General features: G+C 50.5%; 17 protein-coding genes. 2 read left to right on the top strand and 15 right to left on the bottom strand.

The features are described from left to right. Position 1 precedes the first annotated feature (1 nt). The 9 genes from sthA to B6A39_RS07685 all read right to left on the bottom strand — a co-directional run bounded on the left by sthA (position 2) and on the right by B6A39_RS07685 (position 9,707). The gene (sthA, locus tag B6A39_RS07725) at positions 2-1,393 is read right to left on the bottom strand and encodes a Si-specific NAD(P)(+) transhydrogenase (protein WP_009723506.1); all 1,392 of its coding nucleotides are present in this window, start codon (positions 1,391-1,393) and stop codon (positions 2-4) included. Positions 1,394-1,489: 96 nt separating this feature from the next. Continuing rightward, positions 1,490-1,744, bottom strand: a complete 255-nt coding sequence (gene nqrM, locus B6A39_RS07720; protein WP_009723507.1) for a (Na+)-NQR maturation NqrM — start codon at positions 1,742-1,744, stop codon at positions 1,490-1,492. Between the two features lie 203 nt (positions 1,745-1,947). Beyond that, the gene (nqrF, locus tag B6A39_RS07715; RefSeq protein ID WP_009723508.1) at positions 1,948-3,180 is read right to left on the bottom strand and encodes an NADH:ubiquinone reductase (Na(+)-transporting) subunit F; all 1,233 of its coding nucleotides are present in this window, start codon (positions 3,178-3,180) and stop codon (positions 1,948-1,950) included. A gap of 68 nt (positions 3,181-3,248) precedes the next feature. Next, a complete protein-coding gene (gene nqrE, locus B6A39_RS07710) occupies positions 3,249-3,866 on the bottom strand; it encodes an NADH:ubiquinone reductase (Na(+)-transporting) subunit E (RefSeq protein WP_009723509.1) in 618 nt (205 codons plus the stop codon). A gap of 1 nt (position 3,867) precedes the next feature. After that, complete coding sequence (locus tag B6A39_RS07705) at positions 3,868-4,536, bottom strand: NADH:ubiquinone reductase (Na(+)-transporting) subunit D (protein WP_083003463.1); 669 nt, start codon at positions 4,534-4,536, stop codon at positions 3,868-3,870. 2 nt (positions 4,537-4,538) lie between these two features. Next, a complete protein-coding gene (locus tag B6A39_RS07700) occupies positions 4,539-5,360 on the bottom strand; it encodes a Na(+)-translocating NADH-quinone reductase subunit C (RefSeq protein WP_030069286.1) in 822 nt (273 codons plus the stop codon). Continuing rightward, the gene (locus B6A39_RS07695) at positions 5,360-6,586 is read right to left on the bottom strand and encodes an NADH:ubiquinone reductase (Na(+)-transporting) subunit B (protein ID WP_083003459.1); all 1,227 of its coding nucleotides are present in this window, start codon (positions 6,584-6,586) and stop codon (positions 5,360-5,362) included. The genes B6A39_RS07700 and B6A39_RS07695 overlap by 1 nt, the downstream gene beginning before the upstream one ends. Beyond that, positions 6,586-7,935, bottom strand: a complete 1,350-nt coding sequence (locus tag B6A39_RS07690) for a Na(+)-translocating NADH-quinone reductase subunit A (protein ID WP_083003455.1) — start codon at positions 7,933-7,935, stop codon at positions 6,586-6,588. Before B6A39_RS07690 ends, B6A39_RS07695 begins: the two co-directional genes overlap by 1 nt. 308 nt (positions 7,936-8,243) lie before the next feature. Then, a complete protein-coding gene (locus tag B6A39_RS07685) occupies positions 8,244-9,707 on the bottom strand; it encodes a glyceraldehyde-3-phosphate dehydrogenase (protein WP_083003452.1) in 1,464 nt (487 codons plus the stop codon). Positions 9,708-9,991: 284 nt separating this feature from the next. Here B6A39_RS07685 and mfd point away from each other — a divergent pair, with 284 nt between their 5' ends. Together mfd and B6A39_RS07675 are read left to right on the top strand one after the other, a co-directional pair. Then, positions 9,992-13,441 carry a transcription-repair coupling factor gene (gene mfd, locus B6A39_RS07680; RefSeq protein ID WP_198036783.1) on the top strand — a complete coding sequence of 1,150 codons (3,450 nt, stop codon included), beginning with the start codon at positions 9,992-9,994 and terminating at the stop codon, positions 13,439-13,441. Between the two features lie 106 nt (positions 13,442-13,547). Further along, entirely contained in the window at positions 13,548-14,678 is a 1,131-nt protein-coding gene (locus tag B6A39_RS07675; protein WP_083003448.1) for a L,D-transpeptidase family protein, read from the top strand. 89 nt (positions 14,679-14,767) lie between these two features. Here the strand turns inward: B6A39_RS07675 and B6A39_RS07670 are convergent, their stop codons facing one another. From B6A39_RS07670 to B6A39_RS07645, 6 genes are all read right to left on the bottom strand, one after another. Beyond that, on the bottom strand, positions 14,768-15,031 hold the full coding sequence (locus B6A39_RS07670; RefSeq protein WP_030069272.1) for an Lpp/OprI family alanine-zipper lipoprotein: 264 nt from the start codon (positions 15,029-15,031) through the stop codon (positions 14,768-14,770). A 221-nt stretch (positions 15,032-15,252) separates the two neighbouring features. Further along, a complete protein-coding gene (locus tag B6A39_RS07665) occupies positions 15,253-15,882 on the bottom strand; it encodes a L,D-transpeptidase family protein (protein ID WP_083003445.1) in 630 nt (209 codons plus the stop codon). Positions 15,883-16,080: 198 nt separating this feature from the next. Further along, a complete protein-coding gene (locus B6A39_RS07660; RefSeq protein ID WP_083003442.1) occupies positions 16,081-16,545 on the bottom strand; it encodes a hypothetical protein in 465 nt (154 codons plus the stop codon). 53 nt (positions 16,546-16,598) lie between these two features. Next, on the bottom strand, positions 16,599-17,060 hold the full coding sequence (locus B6A39_RS07655) for a DUF6586 family protein (RefSeq protein WP_083003439.1): 462 nt from the start codon (positions 17,058-17,060) through the stop codon (positions 16,599-16,601). Next, on the bottom strand, positions 17,057-19,684 hold the full coding sequence (gene topA / locus B6A39_RS07650; protein WP_083003436.1) for a type I DNA topoisomerase: 2,628 nt from the start codon (positions 19,682-19,684) through the stop codon (positions 17,057-17,059). Before topA ends, B6A39_RS07655 begins: the two co-directional genes overlap by 4 nt. Positions 19,685-19,987: 303 nt before the next feature. Beyond that, positions 19,988-22,531 (bottom strand): DUF3141 domain-containing protein, encoded by a 2,544-nt coding sequence (locus tag B6A39_RS07645; protein ID WP_083003432.1) that lies wholly within the window; start codon positions 22,529-22,531, stop codon positions 19,988-19,990. Positions 22,532-22,747 lie beyond the last annotated feature (216 nt).

Raw genomic sequence — 22,747 nt, 5'->3', positions numbered from 1 at the left:
TTCAAAACACTCGATTTAAGCCATTTTGCGCCGCTACTCGGTACGCTTCAGCCATTGTCGGGTAATTGAAAGTGGTGTTAACGAAGTACTTAACGGTATTTGCCTCACCCTCCTGCTGCATAATGGCCTGGCCAATGTGTAGAATTTCCGACGCTTGGTCACCAAAGCAATGGATACCTAAAATCTCCAGCGTATCTTGGTGGAACAAAATTTTCAGCATTCCCACTGTATCGCCGGTTATTTGCGCACGAGCAGTATCTTTAAAGAAGGCCTTGCCCACTTCGTAGGGCACCTTGGCTTCGGTTAGCTCTCGCTCGTTAGGGCCAAAAGAGCTGATTTCGGGAATAGTGTAGATCCCGGTGGGTACATCGCTAACAAAGCGATACTCTTTTTCCAGCAGCTCGTTACAGGAGTTTAGTCCCTGGTCGTAGGCAGCACTGGCAAGGCTCGGCCAACCAATCACATCGCCTGCAGCGTAAATATGCGGAATCGCTGTACGGTAGTGCTCATCAACGCTGAGCTGGCCTCGGCCGTTTGCCTCTAAACCAATGTTCTCAAGCCCAAGGCTATCAGTATTACCGGTACGGCCATTCGCCCAGAGAAACGCATCGGCGCGGATTTTCTTGCCCGACTTCAGGTTCACGGTTACGCCGGCTTCATCGCCTTCGACACTTTTATAGTCTTCATTATGGCGAATCAAGACACCGTGTTTACGCAGATGGTAGGAAAGCGCATCGCTGATTTCATCATCCAAAAACGAGAGCAAGCTATCGCGGTTGTTGATTAAATCAACCTTAACGCCAAGGCCCGAAAAGATGGAGGCGTACTCGCAGCCGATAACACCTGCCCCAAAGATCACCAGTGTCCGCGGTGTATGGGAAAGGCTGAGGATCGTATCAGAGCAGTAAATACGCGGATGACGAAAGTTAATATCCGCAGGACGATAAGGCCGAGACCCGGTAGAAATAACAATTTTTTTTGCTATCAGCTCTTCCACACCCTCCTGTCGGTCTCGTACCACCACGGTGTGCTCATCTTTGAATCGAGCCACGCCATGAAACAGATCAATTCGGTTGCGCGCATAAAATGTCGTGCGCATTTCAACCTGTTTATCGATGGTGCCACGCGAGCGCTCCATCACTTTAGGAAAAGAAAACCAGCGGGGTTCACCGATATCGCGGAACATACGGTTGGTATTGAACGCCATAATCTGTTTGACCTGATGGCGAAGCGCTTTTGAAGGGATCGTGCCCCAGTGGGTACAGTTGCCGCCCACCTGAGCCTGCTTCTCAATAATCGCCACTCGCTTACCGTGCTTAGCGGCGTTAATGGCAGCGCTTTCCCCAGCGGGGCCAGTACCTATCACCACGACATCGTAATTATGAACTGCCATACGACTTGGATCTCCTTATTCCTGACTTAAAAGCGCTTCAAAGGCATTTACACAAACGCTCGCAGTGAGCGAGCGTTTGTGCAGAAAATTGCCAGATTAACGACGGGTTGCGTCATAACCTAGGTCAGCTCCACGACTCTCGTCGCTACGACGGCGGACACTCCCACGCTTGCGATTTTCCTCTTCGCAAACCTCGTCTTTGCCACCGCAAATGTCACAGCCTTCTTTTAGGCCCAATTGATTTAAACCGCCACAGGAGCCAGCAATAGGTTTGCGGCCCATTAATACGCCGACGGCCATTGCCGTCATTACCAGCGCCATAAAACCAAATACCAGTAGCCAGATAGTCATGTTCACCTCCCAGCATTGCATTAACTGCTCACCTGCCGACAACGGTCATGTCGTTAAGTGCCGTAGAATTTTAATGCCTATTGTACCTCAGCCACTCCAAAATGATCAGGCAACACGTCGTTTTTCCAACATTCACATACAAACGGGGCTGACCAAAAGGCCAGCCCCGTTCATGCCCGAAGGCAATTTACACAATCACTTCATTAACCGCCGAAGTCATCCAACAGAATGTTTTCCGGCTCAACGCCCAGGTCAAGCAGTAGCTTAATAACCGAGGCGTTCATCATGGGTGGCCCACACATGTAGTACTCACAATCTTCAGGCGCAGGGTGATCCTTCAGATAGTTTTCGTACAATACGTTGTGGATGAAGCCTGTTGGCCCTTCCCAATTATCTTCAGGCTGCGGATCAGAAAGCGCCAAGTGCCACTCAAAGTTCGGGAACTCTTCCGCTAGCTGGTCATACTCTTCATTGTAGAAAGTTTCACGCCAGGAGCGCGCACCGTACCAGAAAGTAATTTTACGATCTGACTTCAAGCGCTTAAGCTGATCGAAAATGTGGCTACGCATCGGTGCCATACCCGCACCACCGCCTACGAAGACCATTTCTGCATCAGTGTCTCTAGCGAAGAACTCACCAAACGGCCCCATTACGGTCACTTTGTCACCCGGCTTCAAGCTAAAGACGTAAGTGGACATAAGACCAGGCGGATGGCTCGTACCCGGAGGCGGTGTAGCGATACGGATGTTGAACTTGAGAAGTCCTTTTTCATCCGGGTAGTTAGCCATGGAGTAAGCGCGTATCACTTCCTCGTCATTCTTATGGGAAATTTTGAACATATCAAATTTTTCCCAATCGCCGCGATATTCTTCTTCGATGTCAAAATCGGAGAACTTGATATCGTAAGGCGGCGCTACCAGCTGTACATAACCACCGGCGCGGAAGGCAACTTCCTCGCCTTCGGGCAGCTTCAGGTTCAACTCTTTAATAAAGGTCGCGACGTTAGGGTTGGCGGTAACTTCACACTCCCACTTCTTAACGCCGAAGACTTCTTCAGGCACTTCTACTTTCATGTCCTGCTTTACAGGAACCTGACAAGACAGACGCCAGCCTTCTTTCTTTTCACGCATAGTGAAGTGAGATTCTTCCGTCGGCAGAATAGAGCCACCGCCCTCTTCTACTCGGCACTTACACTGGGCGCAAGAACCGCCACCACCACAGGCAGAAGAAAGAAAAATGCCGTTTGCAGCTAAGGTGTTAAGAAGCTTACCACCAGCCTGAGTCTGCAGGGTGTGCTCGGGGTCGCCGTTGACTTCAATTGTCACGTCCCCGCTACTCACTAGCTTGCTGCGCGCTGCCAGAATGATCGCCGTTAAACTAATAACGATGATCGTGAACATGACAACACCGAGCAAGATGACAGATGTATCAACCATGTCGGTTTCCTATTGCTGAAGGTTTTCTGTACCTCGGCAGCCTGAGCTGCCGAGAAAACCGGCTCCGGTTAAAGCTGAATGCCTGAGAAGGACATAAAGCCCAATGACATTAAGCCAACGGTAATAAACGTGATGCCAAGCCCCTGAAGACCGCCAGGCACGTCGCTATACTTCAGCTTCTCACGGATACCAGCCAGCGCTGTAATAGCGAGCGCCCAGCCAACACCAGAACCGAAACCGTAAATTACGGATTCGCCGAAGTTATAGTTACGCTCAACCATGAACAGTACACCACCTAGGATGGCGCAGTTAACGGTAATCAGCGGCAGGAATACGCCTAGCGCGTTGTAAAGCGCAGGAACATATTTATCGAGGAACATTTCCAGAATCTGAACAAGTGCGGCAATTACGCCGATGTAGCTCAGAAGGCCCAGGAATGAGAGATCGATGTTTTCAGCACCGCTTATGCCAGTCCAAGACAGCGCGCCTTCAGCCAGCAGTAGGTTGAACACTAGATTGTTGACCGGAACCGAGATTGTTAGTACGACAATAACGGCAATTCCGAGACCAAATGCAGCGGAAACCTTCTTAGATACCGCCAGGAACGTACACATCCCTAGGAAGAAGGCCAGTGCCAAGTTCTCAACGAAAACCGAAGCAACGAAAAGGCTTAGATAGTGTTCCATATTACACGGCCTCCTTCGGCTTGGTGTTGTGCTTCATTTTGAACTCGTTCTCTTCTACCTGCTCAGGATTGACTGAACGTAGCACCCAGATCAGCAAACCGATAATGAAGAAGGCAGAAGGCGGCAGGAGCATCATTCCATTAGGAACATACCAACCACCGTTTTGCACTGTTGGTAGGATAGTAAAGCCAAAGATACTGCCAGCACCCAGCAGCTCACGGAAGAAACCAACGACCATCAAGATGAAGCCGTAGCCCAATCCGTTGCCAATACCGTCAAGGAACGACATGCCCGGCGTGTTGGACATAGCAAAGCCTTCTGCACGGCCCATTACGATACAGTTGGTGATGATCAGACCCACGAATACCGACAGCTGCTTAGACATTTCATAAGCGTAAGCTTTGAGGATCTGGTCAACCACAATAACCAGTGACGCAATGATGGTCATTTGAACAATGATACGGATCGAGGACGGAATATGGTTCCGAATCAACGATACGAATAGGTTCGAAAAGGCCGTGACAAATATTACCGCTAGTGCCATTACCAGCGAAACGCTCATGCTGGTAGTCACCGCTAGTGCAGAACAAATCCCCAAAATCTGCAGCGCAATGGGATTGTTCTTAAAGATCGGCGCCGTTAAGACGCTTTTTGCATTTGCATCCGCCATGATCAGGCCCCCTCAACGTCGTCGAAGTTGGTGTCGGTATCTTCGGCGTCTTCTGGCTCAGTTCCACTACGGAACTTCGCCAAATAAGGACCGAAACCTTCTTCGCTGAACCAGAACTGCAGCATGTTAGTCACGCCGTTACTGGTCAGCGTTGCACCAGATAGTGCATCAACCTCGTACTCATTGCTTGCACCGCCTTTGGTCAGGTGGATTTCCGGTGAGAGGTCGCCCTCTTCATCGTAAATCTTTTTACCTTCCCACTGAGCTTGCCAACGCGGATTATTTACCTCAGCGCCAAGACCCGGGGTTTCGCTATGGTCGTAGTAGGTGATACTGACGATGGTATTACCGTCACCTTCGACAGCTAGGAAGCCCATCATGCGACCCCAAAGTCCTTGTCCACGAATGGGCAGAACAATTTGGTCTGGATTCTCTTCATCGCCGACAAGATAAACGGTCGCAAAGTTTTCTACACGAGACAAACCTGCGATATCACGATCACCAGACAGTGTACGACCCGTGGCTGGATCGCGAGATGCTTCGAAGCCATCGAAGGTATCTGGGTCGAACTGATCGGTATATTCACCAGAATCAAGCTCTACCACACGTGCGGTGATTTGGGTGCGGAACGCTTCCTCAACATCCATGCCCGGCTCATAAAGACGTGCCACATTAAGAATGTTGGTTTTACGGTCCAGCTCCTGATTTAACTGCTGAGCGGGACGCAGTGCCACAGCAGCCGTCGACACGATCACCGAACATACGATACACAGCGAAAACGCTACGATCAGGATCTTCTTGATGGAGTTGTTACCTTGTGCCATTAGGCAGTCTCCTCGGCCGGTACGCCAGTCCGCTTGAGACGGCGTTTAATATTGGCCTGGACGAACATGTGGTCAATCAGCGGCGCAAACAAGTTGGCAAACAGAATGGCCAACATGATGCCTTCGGGGAAGGCCGGGTTTACTACGCGAATCAGCACGGTCATCACACCAATTAGCGCACCAAACACTAAGCGACCTTGGTTAGTCATAGCCGCAGACACGGGGTCCGTTGCCATAAACACCATGCCGAAAGCGAAGCCACCAATCACTAGGTGCCAATACCAGGGCATTGCGAACATGGGATTGCTGTCAGAACCAATCAGATTGAACAGCGTGCTGGTAATGACCATGCCCAAGAAAACACCCAGCATGATTCGCCAATTAGCGATTTTAGTCCAAAGCAGTACCGCAGCACCGATCAGGATTGCCAGCGTTGACACTTCACCTACTGAGCCAGGAATGAAACCTAAGAAGGCATCCCACCAGCTGTAAGTGTTGGTCAATGCTGTCATACCGTCCTGGAAGGCCATGGAGAGTGCTGTTGCACCAGTATAACCATCGGCAGCTACCCATACTGCATCACCGGAAATTTGCGCCGGATAAGCGAAGTATAGGAACGCACGACCGGTTAAAGCTGGGTTCAAGAAGTTTTTACCCGTGCCACCGAAGATCTCTTTACCGATCACGACACCAAAGGTAATACCCAGTGCGACCTGCCATAGCGGAATAGTTGCCGGAAGAATCAGGGCAAACAACACGGAAGTTACGAAGAAGCCTTCGTTAACTTCATGGCCTCGCTTAATGGCAAACATTACTTCCCAAAAACCACCTACTGCAAACGTAACGAGGTAGATAGGTAAGAAGTAAGTAGCGCCCAGTACGAAGTTGGCCCATAGGCTGCTGGGATCATGGCCACCCGCCAGGGTCATCATGATTGCCTCACGCCAGCCGCTCATTGACGCGTAGCCAGCTTCAATCGCGGTGTTCGCTTGCCAGCCAGCGTTCCACATACCAAAGAACATCGCTGGGAAAGTACACATCCACACCGTAATCATAATGCGCTTGAGGTCAACACCGTCACGCACGTGGGCAGTGGTTTTCGCAACGCTGGGGGGCGAGTAAAAAACGGTATCTATCGCTTCGTAGAGCGGATAGAACTTTTCGTACTTGCCACCTTTATGGAAGTGCGGCTCGAGATTATCGAGTGTTTGTCGAATACCCATCATCAGGCCTCTTTCTCGATCATGGTGAGATTGTCACGCAGGATAGGGCCGTACTCATATTTGCCTGGGCAAACATAGGTACACAACGCCAGATCCTCTTCGTCCAGCTCAAGACACCCAAGCTGCATGGCAACCTCAATGTCGCCCACAATCAGCGAACGCAGTAGCTGTGTTGGCATTACGTCCAACGGCATGACGCGTTCGTAATTACCCACCGGCACCATGGCACGTTCAGAACCATTGGTAGACGTTGTCGGCGCGTAGTTACTCAAGCCTTTGATCTTGGAAATGTAGATGCCCATAATTGAGTGGCGATTAGCGCCCGTGGACAGCCATCCCATAAAGGTGCGCTTATTGCCTTCTTCAAGCAGACTCACCTGATTATGGAAACGCCCCAGATAGGTCAGATTCCCTTCAGCAGAAGCGCCAGAGAACACAGAGCCTGAAATAACGCGGGTGTCATCGGGTTTGATGACCTCGCCTGCTAAGAGTTCCTCAGTACTAGCACCAATACGAGTGCGTAATAAACGAGGCTTTTCAGCACGTGGGCCACCGACAGCAATGATACGAGTCGTATCAAGCTTGCCTTCTACAAAAAGCTTGCCGAACGCAATCACATCCTGATAACCGATGTGCCACACTTTTTTGTGTAGGGCTACCGGCGAAAGATAATGAATATGCGTTCCTACCAAACCTGCCGGATGCGGGCCAGCAAAGCTCTCAGTCTTTACGCCGCTGACATCACCACCAGGAATGGAAGCATTAGCGCCCGTACATAGAAAAACGTTGCCCTCGGTCAGGCGGGTTAGCACCTTGAGGCCGTCTTCAAATGCTTGGGAGTTTTCGTTAATCACTACCGCAGGGTCAGCGCTAAGAGGATGAGTATCCACAGCAGTGACAAAAATATCGGTAGGCACGCTGCCGATAGCTGGCGTGCGAGAGAAAGGCCGGGTGCGCAAAGCAGTCCAAAGCCCTGACTCAACCAGTTGGTCAACAACAGATTGACGTTCTAGCTGCCCTAAAGTGCCACGATCATGAGAAGCAAATGTCATCGCTTCTTCATTTTCATCGACTTTAATAACGACAGATAGCAGACGTCTCTTTTCGCCACGGTTAATAGCAACTACTTCACCGCTGGCAGGCGCTGTAAAGCGCACACCATCAATTTTCTTATCGGTGAAGAGTAATTGGCCCAGTTTGACCTTATCCCCTTCCTGAACTTCCATCGTCGGCTTCATGCCAACGTAGTCGGTGCCCAGGATTGCCACGTGGCGCACAGGCTGCGCATCTTCAATACGCTGCTCGGGCGCTCCCGTGATGGGGAGATCCAGGCCTTTTTTGACTTCGATCATAGTCTCGCCCAGTTGATGGATCGGATATACGAAGGTAAGGGGTTCGAATGCTTATTTCTGTTCAGTAAATTCTTATTGTCTGTTCAGATTGTTACCAGTCAGGCCCAAGCACGCTTGAACCACCCCGAAAAATCCATCGTATTATAAAGATAAGCGCGGCCAATGACCACATCCCTGACAGCCTCCTAAAGTGCTATAGACGCTTTAGCTGCTCTCGTTTTCAGCACAAAAAAAGCCACCCTAAGGTGGCTTTTGGTACAACTTCGCGCTTAAAAGCGCTTTAACTGCGGCTTTAACGCCATTAATGCTCAAACAGCTTGATGCGGTAACTTCAAAAACTTCACATTGGACATATGCTGAAGAATACGAATAACTTGGCAGCTATAGCCAAATTCGTTGTCGTACCACACATAAACAACGGCGTGATTACCGTTTGCAATGGTGGCTTTAGCATCGACAATCCCTGCATGACGGTTTCCAACAAAATCAGACGAAACGACTTCCGCTGAATCAACGAAGTCAATCTGCTTCTGGTAAGAAGAATCAATCGATACGCGGCGAAGGTAATCGTTCAACGCCTCAGCATCAGTACCCTTTTCTAATGTCAGGTTCAAAATAGCCATTGAGACATTGGGTGTAGGTACACGAATGGCATTACCTGTGAGCTTACCTTCGAGCTCAGGCAGCGCTTTTGCGACCGCTTTTGCTGCACCCGTTTCGGTCAATACCATATTCAGCGCCGCACTACGGCCACGGCGGTCACCTTTGTGGTAATTATCGATAAGGTTTTGGTCATTAGTGTAAGCGTGCACAGTCTCTACATGCCCGGTCACCACACCATACTCATCATTTAATGCTTTAAGCACTGGCACAATCGCGTTGGTGGTACAGGAAGCTGCCGACACGATACGGTCATTATCACCAATTGTTTCATGGTTAATGCCGAAGACGATATTTTTGATATCGCCTTTACCGGGAGCAGTTAACAGTGCTTTCTTAGCACCTTTGCACTCAAGGTGCTGCCCCAAACCGGCCTCATCGCGCCAGATACCTGTATTATCAACAATCACCGCGTTGTCGATACCGTAAGCAGTGTAATCAATTTCACTCGGTGAGTCGGCGTAAATAACCTGAATCACGTTACCGTTGACAATAAGTGTGCGCGCTTCAACATCGACGGTAATTGTGCCATCGAAAGGCCCATGTACCGAGTCACGACGCAGCAGACTGGCGCGTTTCTCAAGATCTTTAGCCACATCGCCACGGCCACGAACGACAATCGCTCGCAAACGCAACAAATTACCGCCGCCCGCTTTTTCGACCATTACACGTGCAAGTAATCGACCGATACGACCGAACCCGTAAAGCACAACGTCTTGAGGTTCACCTTTGCTGCCGTTTGGCTGAAAGCCATCAATGATCTCAGCAAGCTCTTTACGCAGGAAAGCATCAAGGTCACCACCGCCCTGGCGTTTAAAGTTAACCGCTAACTTTCCAACGTCAACATGGGCAGGGCCGAGATTCATCTCACTCATCGCTTTTACGATGGGGAACGTATCTTCAACAGACAGCTCAGTACCTTCAATTTTGCGTACAAAGCGGTGATCTTTGAGGATGCGAATAACGGACCGCTTAATCAAGGAACGACCAAACATAGTGGCGACAACATTGTTTTGGCGATACAGCTGACCCACCAGCGGAATCATTTGCTCAGCCAGAGCTTCGTTGCTTTGCCATTCCTGAAAAACGTTTTCGAGAGCTTGCTGACTCACGTGCGGCCTCATTGGGTAGTGAAAAGAAATTTCCTGGAGCATTATCCTGGGCTTACCTACATGCCGCAATGAATGGATAGTCGCACAACATGTAGGGGTATTACAGAAAGTACGAATTGACTACAAGCCACAATAATGTATGGAAAAATATAGTAACACCATCAGCCTTTAAAAAAGGCTTGAAGACTTACTTCACCCTGCGTTTGATTTATGCAGGTCTCTGCCTAAAAGTACTGATCGTGTATGATCCAATTTCCGTTTCAGCGCAAAACGATACCGTGACTATGCCCTCTTTTTCTCTGCTCGAACCGCCCCAACCAAAAGGGATTCGCGATACGCTCTACCTTACAGCGCCGCCGGGCAGTGCAACTGCCCTGGCACTGGCTCAGGTAGCGTTAAGCGCGCCATTATTGGTTATCACGCCGAATACTGCCAGCGCACAGCGCTTGGAACAGGATCTGGCGTTCTATAGCAATGTTCCTGTTCTGCCCTTCCCAGACTGGGAGACGCTGCCTTACGACAGTTTTTCTCCGCATCAGGATATTATCTCGTCACGCCTGCGCACGCTGCGTTTGCTGCAGGATGGCGTGCGCGGCATTGTGCTGGTGCCAATCAATACGCTGATGCAGCGCCTGCCACCCGTATCATATATTGCTGGGCGTGTTATGACGCTAAAAGCAGGCGCGAAGCTAAATCGGGACTCATTTCGTGAATCGCTATCGCGGGCAGGTTATCGCGCCGTAGAAACGGTCTACGAGCCTGGTGAATACGCCATGCGCGGCGCAATCATCGACCTTTTCGCCATGGGCATGGATGAGCCAATTCGTATTGATTTGTTTGATGACGAAATCGATACGCTACGTCATTTCGACCCTGGCAATCAGCGCTCGACCAACAAAGTCGATGTGATTGAGCTACTACCCGCCCATGAGTACTCGTTAAGCCGCAGCGCGATTGCTTGCTTCCGAGAACAGTTTGAAACGCTTTTTGATGTTGATCCGCGCCAGTGCCCTCTCTATAACGACGCACTGAAAGCCATTCCATCCCCAGGCTTAGAACAATATTTACCACTGTTCTTCGACGAAACCGCTTCTTTATTTGAGCACGTTACCGATGACACCCGCGTGGCGCTATTGCCAGGCGTATTCAAAGCGGCTGAGCAGCACTGGCAATCTATTGAGTCACGCTACGAAAATTTAGGCGTTGATCCAACACGCCCCCTTTTACCACCTCATCGCGCGTTTATTCCCGTTAATGATGTTTTTTCGGCGATTAAAGCACGCCCACGAATCGAACTAACCGACGACGACACTCAACGTCATGCCCTGACGCCGAAAGCCCAGGCACTGCCCTCGCTTGCGATTAACGCTCGCGCCAAGCACCCCCTTAGCGAACTGGCTTCTTTTCTGGATGCACAGCAAGCTACGCGGGTACTTTTTGTTGCCGAGTCACGGGGCCGCAGAGAAGCGCTAGAAGAAGTACTAGCGCCGCTTAAATTAAATCTGCCCCATGTTGACACCTTCCAAGACTTTTTAAGCAGTACTGATCGAATTGCCATCACTGAAAGCTTGGTAGGTAGTGGCTTATGGCTTACCGAGCCAGATGTCGCAGTGATTAGTGAGACTGAGCTATTTGGCGATGTCGTGCGCCAGAGCCGACGGCGAGAAAAAGCGACCGACGACAACGAATTGGCCGTGCGCCACCTATCTGAGTTACGAGAAGGCGCACCGGTTGTTCACCAAGCCCATGGCGTAGGCCGCTACTTGGGGCTGGAAACCCTCGAAGCTGGCGGGCAGGCTAACGAATTCTTAGCTCTTTCTTATGCCGATGGTGCCAAGCTCTATGTCCCTGTCGATAGCTTACATCTTATTTCTCGCTATAGCGGCGCTGATGACGAACTAGCCCCGCTGCACCGCTTAGGCTCAGATCAGTGGGAAAAAGCACGTCGTAAAGCGGCTGAGAAAATCCGAGACACTGCCGCTGAGCTTCTCGACATCTACGCCCGAAGGGAGGCCCAGGAAGGGTTCATTTACGACACGCCAGGAGACGAGTACGTTCGCTTCTCTGCCAGCTTTCCGTTTGAAGAAACCCCTGATCAGCAGGCCGCTATTGAGGCGGTTATAAGCGACATGATCTCTCCCCAACCAATGGATCGCGTTGTTTGTGGCGATGTAGGCTTTGGCAAAACCGAAGTCGCCATGCGCGCTGCATTTCTGGCCGTTCAGACTGGCCGCCAAGTGGTAGTTCTTGTTCCCACCACTCTATTAGCTCGTCAGCATTTTGAAAACTTCCGAGACCGTTTTGCCGATACCGCTGTGAATATTAGCCTCATTTCACGTTTTACCAGTGGCAAGGAAATGACGCAAACCTTGGAAAGCATCAAAAATGGCCAAACTGACATCGTAATCGGCACCCATAAACTGCTGTCTAAAAGCGTTGAGCTTCCCAAAATGGGACTCTTAATTATCGATGAAGAGCACCGTTTTGGGGTCGCACAGAAAGAGAAACTCAAAACGCTGCGCGCCGAAATCGACATTCTGACGCTAACGGCAACACCAATTCCGCGCACCCTTAATATGGCCATGAGCGGCATCCGAGACCTTTCGATTATCGCCACACCGCCAGCGCGGCGCTTATCGGTCAAGACGTTTGTGCAGCAGCGAGACAGTAGCGTCATTAAAGAAGCCCTGCTGCGTGAAATATTACGCGGCGGACAAGTTTACTTTTTGCACAATGAAGTCAAAACGATTGAAAACGCTGCCGAACAAATCCGCGAGCTGGTGCCAGAGGCACGGGTCGCTGTCGCCCACGGCCAATTACCCGAGCGCAGCCTTGAACGAGTAATGTCAGACTTCTATCATCGCCGTTTCAATGTGCTTGTGTGCTCTACCATTATAGAAACAGGCATTGACGTGCCCAGCGCCAACACAATTCTGATTGAGCGCGCCGATAAGTTCGGCCTGGCACAGCTTCACCAGTTGCGTGGCCGCGTTGGCCGCAGCCACCATCAAGCATACGCTTACCTACTAACACCTCCCCCCAAGGCAATGACACGAGATGCCGTTAAACGCCTGGAAGCGATTAGCGCCTCTGATGACCTCGGTGCTGGTTTCACCCTAGCAAGTCATGACATGGAGATTCGCGGCGCGGGCGAGCTGCTAGGCGACGAGCAGAGCGGCCAAATGGAAACCATCGGCTACACGCTTTACATGGAAATGCTGGATCGCGCGGTGAAGGCTATTCGAGCAGGCAAAACACCTAACATTGATGCCCCCTTTAACACCGGCGTCGAGATTAGCCTCAACCTGCCAGCATTGATTCCAGACGACTATATTCACGACGTACAGCAGCGCCTAGTGATGTATAAGCGTATCGCCAACACCCAGAGCGACGCTGAGCTTAAGGAGCTACAAGTCGAGCTTATTGATCGCTTTGGTCTCCTGCCTCAGCCCTTGAAAAACCTGATACGCCAGACCCAGCTTCGCCACCGAGCTGAGCAACTAGGTGTAGCGCGCATTGAAGCCGGTGAAAACCGTGGACGAGTGCTTTTCAACGGCACAACCCAAGTTGACCCACTAACGCTTGTGACACTCATTCAAAAATCGCCACAGCACTACCGACTGGATGGTTCAGACACCTTACGATTTGAATTTCCAATGGAAACTACCGAACAGCGTTTTGATAAAGTCGAAGCTCTGCTTACAACACTCAATCAAAAAGTAGCGGCGGCGTGAACCTTGGGGCAAACTTGTATGAAAGCCCTACGCACGGCCCTCTAACTGCTGCCCACGACTATGCTAATTTGCAGTAATGTGGCGCATAAATTAATTAGGAACCACCATGAATATTCGTAAATTATATAACGCCTGGGGCCCAACTAGCTTAGCTGTCTTACTTACAGCAAGCCTCTCCAGCCCTATTTATGCACAGCAGTCAGCCGATGCTGATACGGCTGAAAGTCCTACTGCCCTTTCAGAAGAGGCGCTGGCCAGCACTGACCAGCTCGCAGAGCAAAGAGAACTCCCACGCGGCCATTTTCGCATCCCTGAGGCGGGAGACATCATTGGAGAGCACTACACCGTCGTCGTCGAAAATCCAGAAGAGACACTCATCGACATAGCGCGACGTCATAACATTGGCTACGAAGAAATTCGCATGGCTAATCCAGACGTCAGCATGTGGGTACCCGGGGAAGGCACAGAAATCGTTATACCTGCGCGCTATATTTTACCGCCTGCTCCCCGCGAAGGTGTGGTCGTAAATTTGTCTGAACTGCGACTTTATTATTATCCAGCTGACAATCCTGGCATTGTTGAAACCTATCCTGTCAGTGTTGGTCGCGAGGAATTTGCAACACCGGTCGGCATTACCCGCACGACAGTGAAGGTAAAAGATCCTGCCTGGGCTCCACCAGCCTCTATGCGACGTGAAGCAGCCGCACGTGGCGAGCCAGCACCTTCTATTGTGCCTGCTGGCCCCAACAACCCACTGGGTCGTCACGCTATATTGCTGGCGATGCCTAGTTACCTGATTCATGGCACTAACCGCCCTGAAGGCGTAGGCATGCGGGTAAGCCGCGGCTGTATTCGCATGTACCCAGAAGATATCGAGTCGCTCTACGAGCGCATGCCAAGCGGCACCCAGGTCAACCTGATGGATGCACCATTTAAAGCAGGTTGGGCAGCTGACGGCACACTGTTTGTACAGTCCTTCCCTCAGCTTGAAGAAAACGTTGGCGATTTCGAACCACTGCTTAATGCTATCGAGCGAGTAAGCGAGCTTGCTGAAGATCAGGCTGAGGTTGATTACGCTCAGGTAAAACTGGCAGTAGAAAATCCGGATGGTCGCTTTATAGCGCTTTATGGCCCCCAAGCACCAGCGCCAGCCCCTGCTGAAGAGCCTGTCGAGCTTGATGGATTATTAGAAGAAATTGAGCTCACGACAGCGACACAAGCACAGGAAGAAGCATAACCTTCGTATAAATAAAAAAACCCCGCCGAAGCGGGGTTTTTTTACATCTACAGCAACCCTAAGTTTTAACACTTAGAGCCCAAGCAGAATTACTTCTGCATGGAACGCTGGAACATGCGGTTCATTTCTTCACGGTTTTGCTCAGACATCTGCAGAGCAGCTTGCGCGTCGCGCTGAGCTTGGTTTGCAGTGTTCATTGCTTGTGAAGCCATGCTGCGTGCTTCTGCGGCATCAGCCTGTGCAGATTCAGCAGTCATGCGAACTTCTTCCAGAGCGCTGGTAGAAGCACAGCCAGCTAGGATTGCCAGTGAAGCGGCAGCGGCAGTCATCTTCAGAGCAGTCTTCAGAGTCATAATGTTCTCCTTGAGTCTTCCTTGGGTACAACGTTAAGGGTATGACAAATTTAAGGCTAAAGCGTTAGCTCAATTTTGTCTACCTGCGGTGCAGGTTCTTTACAGCGACTTGTACATGGCATTACACCAACGCACGCAAGTCAAACGCTGTTTTATAATAGACCACAGCGGTTGTCTATAGCCACGTATTTAAAACCTTTAACTTCCTTCAACAACATAGCCTATCGGATCACTACGCGAGTGCCAACACCTACCAGCGAAGCAACGCGTTCAATTTGCTCGTTGGTGACAGCAACACAGCCCTGGGTCCAGTGATACTGACCATGGATGTCTGGATCACCACCACCAACACCATGTATGCCAATGGCGCCGCCCAATGCCGTATTCTGCGGCGGTGAGCCGTGACGCCGATAGTGATCAAAATAAGCATCATAATCCGCTTGGGAATAAATGCCTTTTTCGAGCGCCATTCTTGCATGAGGTGGCGTAGGATAATCGATACCAATAAAGATATGCCACTGACTTTCGTAATTAAATCGATTAATTCGAAACTCGCCAAGCGGTGTCACATTATCACCGCGGATTCGCTGAGTTTTCGCACCGCCTCGCCCAAGGGAGATGGGCGCGTAGTGCTCAACTAACGCATTACCGCGGTAGACACTCAACGTGGCGTCTTTATCATCAATTAACACCCATAATTCATTGCTGTGACGCGGGATACTCGCACGCGAAAGAAGCGTCTCAACAAGGTCTGTGGGTTCGTAATTACTCAAGGTACTCGAAGTCGCTGCACTGGCTACAACAGGCCAGCCCAGCGCCAACGCTAAAAAACGGCGACGGTTTACAGGCATCGTTATCGCTCTCTAAATAGGCCAGCATCACCAGCCAACAAAGCATTTGTGGCGATTGTTATACCTTATTCTCACACCAAATGTCAGTGCTTTAACAAGCCAAATAACATGCCAGTGCGCCAACATTGGCAACCGCACTATTCTAAAATGCTATCCAGGAAGCTTCAAATTGTTGTCTAGATAGCCTTAAATTCCTGCCTAAATATCTTCAAATTCCTGCATACTCACTACCAATTTGCGCGCCTCTGCATTGTGCCCTTCTGCCAAGGCGTTAAAAAAAGTCTCCTCAGGCTCAATTTTCGCACGTGATGCACGATGCTCATAGAGCCCTTGCAGCTGCCGATGCGACTCGATAGCTACACGAGTCAACTCATCGATAGAACCTGCCACCGTTTGTTGGGCAAGCGCCTCGAGCGCTGGCGGCTGAGGAAAGTCACTAGGGTCATCAAACCATATTTCCAACACTTCTTTGTGATCAGAGCCATCATTAAAAAGCGCTTCCAGCCCCGTCTTCATGCGTAGTTCGCTGTCGGCTACATACGTTAATGCCATGGCAAGACGCTGATGGTCGCATGAGTCAGCAGCGCCACGATACTGACGCGCCATGTGCCCATGATAACCCGCGGCCCATTCAACTAAGTCTTTGACTTGGTTATAGCGCATCTATATCTCCTTTTGCGATTTACTCTCTTCAAGAAGCATGTTTGCCGTTATAGTTACCACTCTTGGCTAGTTTCACGTAACGCGGCAATGTCGCGTTTTGCAGCATGAAGGTTAGCTAACAGCTGGTCAGAAACGCTCACCTGACTGCCGACAGCAATCATTGAGGGGTTCTGTAAAACGCGTTTACTCACCCCTTCGTCACTATGCAGCTTCTCTACTTGCTCTATCAACCAGTGCAACCAACTATCCGGCTGGTGCATCATATCCCTTAAGCGCTGCAGTTCAGCAACGTCGGGGCCTTTTTCATTGAGAAGCGTTTGCCAACCATGCTCGTTAAGGCGCGCATGCTCGGTCACTTCTTTGAGCAGCGAATTCAACGCCAGCTCAAAAAGCGCCAGGGCACTCTCCTCAATTGCCATTTGACGAGCCTGCGTATGCTCGTCACTACCTGTTGGAAGACCAACCAAAAGCTCAGCTTGATAAAGCAATTGGTTGGTACGAGAACGTGAGCTCACTTACGCTTATCCTCCACGTGCCATTTCCCCCCCTCAAACGTCGCTTTCCAGCCGGTTGCTTTGCCTTCTTCATCGGTCATCACGTACTGCTCTTTATTTTTCCGTGAGTAGCGAATTTGTGCAGGACGGCCGTCCGGATCTTCGCTGGGAGCCTTCAAGATAAAATGATACTTTTCCGGCAGTTCATCGGCGTGGGCTTTTAGCTCTTTTACCAATGGGGGACGGGTTTCACGGTTTTTAGGGAACTTGCTGGCCGCTAAAAACAGGCCGCTGGCACCATCACGCAGGACGTAGTGATCTTCCACCTTTTGGCAGGCCAGTTCCGGCATGGGAATAGGGTCCATTTTAGGCGGCGCGACTTCACCACTACGAAGCAACTTGCGGGTATTTTTACACTCACTGTTCGTACAGCCGAAATATTTACCAAATCGGCCCGACTTAAGCTGCATTTCAGAGCCACATTTATCGCATTCGATAATGGGGCCATCGTAGCCTTTGATTTTGAACTTGCCCTCTTCCACTTCATAACCATCGCAATCAGGGCTATTACCGCAAATATGCAGTTTGCGCCCCTCATCAATAAGATAGTTATCCATGGCAGTTCCACACTTCTGGCAACGACGCTTGGCACGAAGCGCGTTCGTTTCTGCCTCTTCGCCTGCATCTTCTGCAACGGCTTCTTCACCGGGAATTAAATCAATGGTGGTTTTACAGCGCTCTTTGGGCGGCAAGTTATAACCACTGCAACCCAAGAAAACTCCAGTGGAGGCCGTCCGAATTTGCATTTTGCGGCCGCAACTTGGGCAGTCAATATCCGTTGGAACAGGCTGATTAGGGCGCATTCCTTCGTCGCTTTCCGCTTTGCTAAGCTCCTGGCTGAATTCACCATAGAAAGCATCCAGCAAGGCTTGCCAGTTACGCTCACCTTCTGCAACTTCATCCAGACTATCTTCCATTCGAGCCGTGAACGAATAATCCATCAAATCCGGGAAAGACTCTTTCAGCCGTTCGGTGACAATATCACCCAATTTTTCAGCATAAAAACGGCGACTTTCTAGCTTCACGTAACCACGATCCTGAATCGTGGAAATAATGGAAGCATAGGTAGAAGGACGGCCGATGCCCTGCTTCTCAAGCTCTTTTACTAAGCTAGCTTCGGTGTAACGCGGGGCAGGCTTGGTGAAGTGCTGCTGGGGATCAAGTTTTTCAAGCGCCATCGCCGTGCCCTTCGGCAAATCGGGCAGGCTTTGATCTTCGTTTTTACCTGATGGTTTCATCACCCGCGTGTAACCATCAAACTTGAGCACGCGTCCTTTGGCACGCAAGTCGTAGCCATCAATCTCAACACTCAACGTACTGGAAAGGTACTCAGCAGGCGTCATCTGACAGGCCACAAATTGACGCCAAATCAGCTCGTAGAGACGTTCTGCATCGCGCTCCATACCAGAGAGGTCGCTTGCTTTTCGCTCAACACTAGAGGGTCTGATAGCCTCATGGGCTTCTTGGGCACTCTCTTTGCTGCTGTAACGGTTAGCAGATTCTGGCAAATAGCGTGCACCGTACTCTTCATCAATAAACGAGCGAACACTCTCCACTGCATCCTTTGAAAGATTGGTGGAGTCAGTACGCATATAGGTAATGTAGCCAGCCTCGTAGAGGCGCTGAGCCATGGTCATGGTTTTCTTAACAGAGAACCCTAACCGGCCGCTAGCAGCCTGCTGTAACGTTGAGGTAATAAACGGCGCGGTAGGCTTGGAACTCGTCGGTTTGTCTTCGCGGGACGTGATCGCAAGCTTGGATTTGCGCAGTTGCTCAATACGCGCAAGCGTGTCTTTTTCGGAGGTAGGACGGAAGGGTTTACCCTCCTGACGCACCAGCGCAAACCTGACTAGCTCCCCATCCGGGGACGCGAGATCAGCATGCACATCCCAAAACTCTTCGGGAATAAACGCACGAATTTCTCGTTCACGCTCAACGATTAGACGAACCGCAACCGATTGAACACGACCTGCTGATAGCCCTCTGGCAATCTTGGCCCACAGCAGCGGAGAAAGCATAAAGCCAACAACACGGTCCAAAAAGCGGCGTGCTTGCTGTGCTTCCACCCGGGGAATATTAAGCGCCCCTGGCGACTTAAACGCATCCTGAATGGCATTTTTGGTTATTTCGTTAAATACAACGCGCTTATAGCGACTGTCATCACCACCAATTGTCTCGCGCAAATGCCAGGCAATTGCTTCCCCTTCGCGATCCAAATCCGTTGCGAGATAAACAGCATCCGCTTTTTCAGCCAGCTTCTTTAATTCAGCAACGACTTTTTCTTTACCAGGGAGCACTTCATAGCGCGCCTCCCAGCCATTATCCGGATCGATGCCCATGCGCCTAATTAACTGGTCGTGGGCTTTACGCTTTTTATACTCTGCTTTCTCTTCCGCCGACATCTTGCGTGTTGCCGCAGCCTGGCGAGCGCGCTCCTTCGGGTCGGAGGCTGCCTTACCTGAGCCGCTGGTCGGCAGGTCACGGATGTGACCCACGCTCGACTTTACGATGAAATCGTTGCCGAGATACTTATTGATCGTCTTCGCTTTCGCAGGCGACTCGACGATGACCAGTGACTTGCCCATAGTGCTCCACTTTCCTAATGCTTAGGCGCTGTCGCCCATGCTCTGAATACGTTGTCGCCTGTCGTTACCACTTGACGACCATGAGAAAAATGCGCCTACCCTACCCCAGGCCTGCAACAAGCGCCAGTAACAACCGACGCATAAGTAACAAACTAATGCTGAACCGCGAGGTGTCTATCCGTACTATTTTTCATAATGAAGTAGCTAGACACTAGACTGCCAATACGCAGACGGCAACCCAAAATACGGAAACAAAAAAACGCCCCTGTAACAAAACAGAGGCGTGGACAAGTGTTACAACACTTAGCGCTTGCGCGGTGGTTTCCTGCGCGATGCCGCTCTTGACTGAGGCTTGCTTGCTTCTTTAGCTGCATCTGCTGCTACATTGTTAGTAGCAGGCACACTTTCGGCAGACGCGCGTTGGGTAGCATCCTTTTCCGCCGATACTTTCTTTGTCGTCACGCTTTTAGCTTCTGTCAACACGCTTTCAGCTGGAGAACTTGCAGCGGTTTGCGTATCAATAGCCGCCTCCTGGTCACCTGCTTGCTGAGTGTCAGTAGCTGGTGCGCTCACGGCTTTTGGTTGAGTAGCTTTTGGCGGTCTCGCTTGATCAAATAACGTCTTCACCTGCTCAAAGCGCTCTGCTGCGTGCTCTGATAATTCACCGCTCGCAGCGAACACATGTTTAAGGTGCTCAATATGCCCATCGATATCACTGTTGCTCTGGCCTTTTAACAGCTCAGGTAATGACGATAGCGCTCGTTCACGATCTAATTTCAAGATAAAGAACTGGTCACGCACCAAACGCTTAAATTCACTCAACGTTGAACTAGGCTCTAGTTCAGCACGGGAAGCACGTAACCGTTTGAAGTTACGCTCATCTGTCGCGGGTGCTCCACCTAACACATAGATAACCGAGCGCATGACTGCTTCGTGAGCGCCACCTTGAGCTATTTTATTGCGCAGCTCATTTTTACGGTTTTCAACAAAACGTTGATGCTCTGGCTCGGCCCCAGGACGGCGACGATGAACATGAGCATCGCCATACAAACCTACTGCTGCTTGCAATAGTGGCTGCCCGTAAATATCCATAAACAGCCTTTCTGTCGAGCTATCGCGCAAATCTCGCACTGCATTAAGATTGGCGACGATTTGATCAGAACACATGGTTTCTAATGCTTTAAAAACATTATCCTGTCCGACTACCTGACGATTGCGTCGAATTGCGTCAGCCATAACGGGCAATGGGACCGTCAGCGGGTTACGATCAGACATAAGCTTGTAGCCTAACCGGATAGGATGCATACGACGAATCCAGCGTGCCGCTTCTGGAGTCATGATAGCCTGCAACCAAGGTTGAACATACAGCCGATAGAAACCAAGGTTGATTTCAGAAATACGGGCAACGGTTGCAAAGCGGCGGTCATCCTCAGGACTATGCATTACATCCTGATCCAGCTCCTCAAAGTTGCGCGACGTGAACTCAAGCAAATAGTCGCGTTCAAGCAAGTCCGCATCATCTCGTTCGCTAACATGCGAAACCGTTGTTTCATAAAGCCCTGGCGGCATAACATCGATATAATCCATGTTTGCCGTAAACTCAGTATGCTCTTTGCGTGACACACTGCCGGAAACAAAAATTCCTAAATGCCCTGTCGTGTCGTGCAAGCAATAAACAATTGTCTGTTCATTGGCGATGATATCTTCTTCGCCTTCGTATAAATCACGTATCCAACCCAGCGCCTGAGGCGGCGGCGTTATATCGTCACCACGTGAGCAGAACACGACGACAGGCGAGCGCACATTGCGAAGATCAACACGACGTCCATCCCGAGTTACCAACTGGGCAGTTGAGAGACGATTACCGACAAATAGATTATCGACAATATATTGGATCTCTTGACCACCTAAAACAACGTGACCGCCCCACCAGCGCTCGAATTCTAAATAGCGTTTGGCTTCTGTATCAATGTTGTCATACAGGTGATACTGCTTTTTCCAGTAGGTATTGGCTGGGTTAAGGCGCTCGAAGTTCTGCACTAGCCAAGCACCGTCAAACAGGCCATTACCGATGTCACTCGTTAAAGCAGTAATCCAGCTTCCACCAGTCATACCACCGGTGTAACGCATAGGTGCTTTACCGTGCTCCCCCGCCCAGTAAGAAAGCGGCGCACCGGCAATAAGAATCGGCCCGAACACATCCGGTTCAAGTGCCGCAGCCATCATTATTTGCCAACCTGCCTGGCAGTTGCCCACTACCATTGGTTTTTCAGCTGTTTCGGGGTGCAGAGCGATAACATGGCGTAAAAACGCAATCTCAGCCTCTACCACATCCTCGACAGTTTGACCCGGCTCGGGAAAAGGCAAAAAACCAATAAAATAGCAAGGATGACCAGCTTTAAGTGCCACCCCAAGCTCGCTATCAGGCTTGAATCCACCGATACCTGGGCCGTGACCTGCCCTGGGGTCCACGACAACAAACGGACGTTTCTCAAGGTCAATTTGAATATGACTGGGGGGAAGAACTCTCAGTAATTCATAATTCGTCGGATGTGGAAGCGTGCGTCCGTCAATGAGCACTTCCGTATCAAACCCAAGCACGTTCGGCTTAGTTTGCTCCATATGCTCAAGATATTGATTTCCGCGTTCGCGCATAACATCCCAATAAAGGACGCTACGTTCAATACTGTCGCGCCAATAGCTCGCGGCAGCCCGTCCGAATCCGAACGGATCTACCATGCTAGCAAGGGCCTCGCCGCCCGGCAGTGGAGTCATTTGATCAGACGCTCCTGGCCACAGGCTTTTCAGCGCGCTGCCAGGCAACATAGGATGAGCGAGAAAGTTCATATATTCTCCCATTGGGTTGATGCAAAGCACCCGTCCCGAAGCGATGATGCTGCAATGCAATATAGTTTAGGCCACTCACTGCGTAACGTCGATGCTTACCTTTGCAAATTCATCATTGTTGCCATAAAGACGCCGCACTTCATCGGTGATAGCATTTCCTACGTAATGCTGAGACTTATTGTTTTGTGGCACTTTCTATCTTCGGAGGGTGTATAC

Origin of the sequence: Halomonas sp. GT (assembly GCF_002082565.1) — a bacterium.
In the GTDB taxonomy this organism is placed as follows: Bacteria; Pseudomonadota; Gammaproteobacteria; order Pseudomonadales; family Halomonadaceae; genus Vreelandella.
The sequence above is the reverse complement of the archived record's forward strand: the minus strand, read 5'-3'. Positions and strand labels throughout refer to the sequence as shown.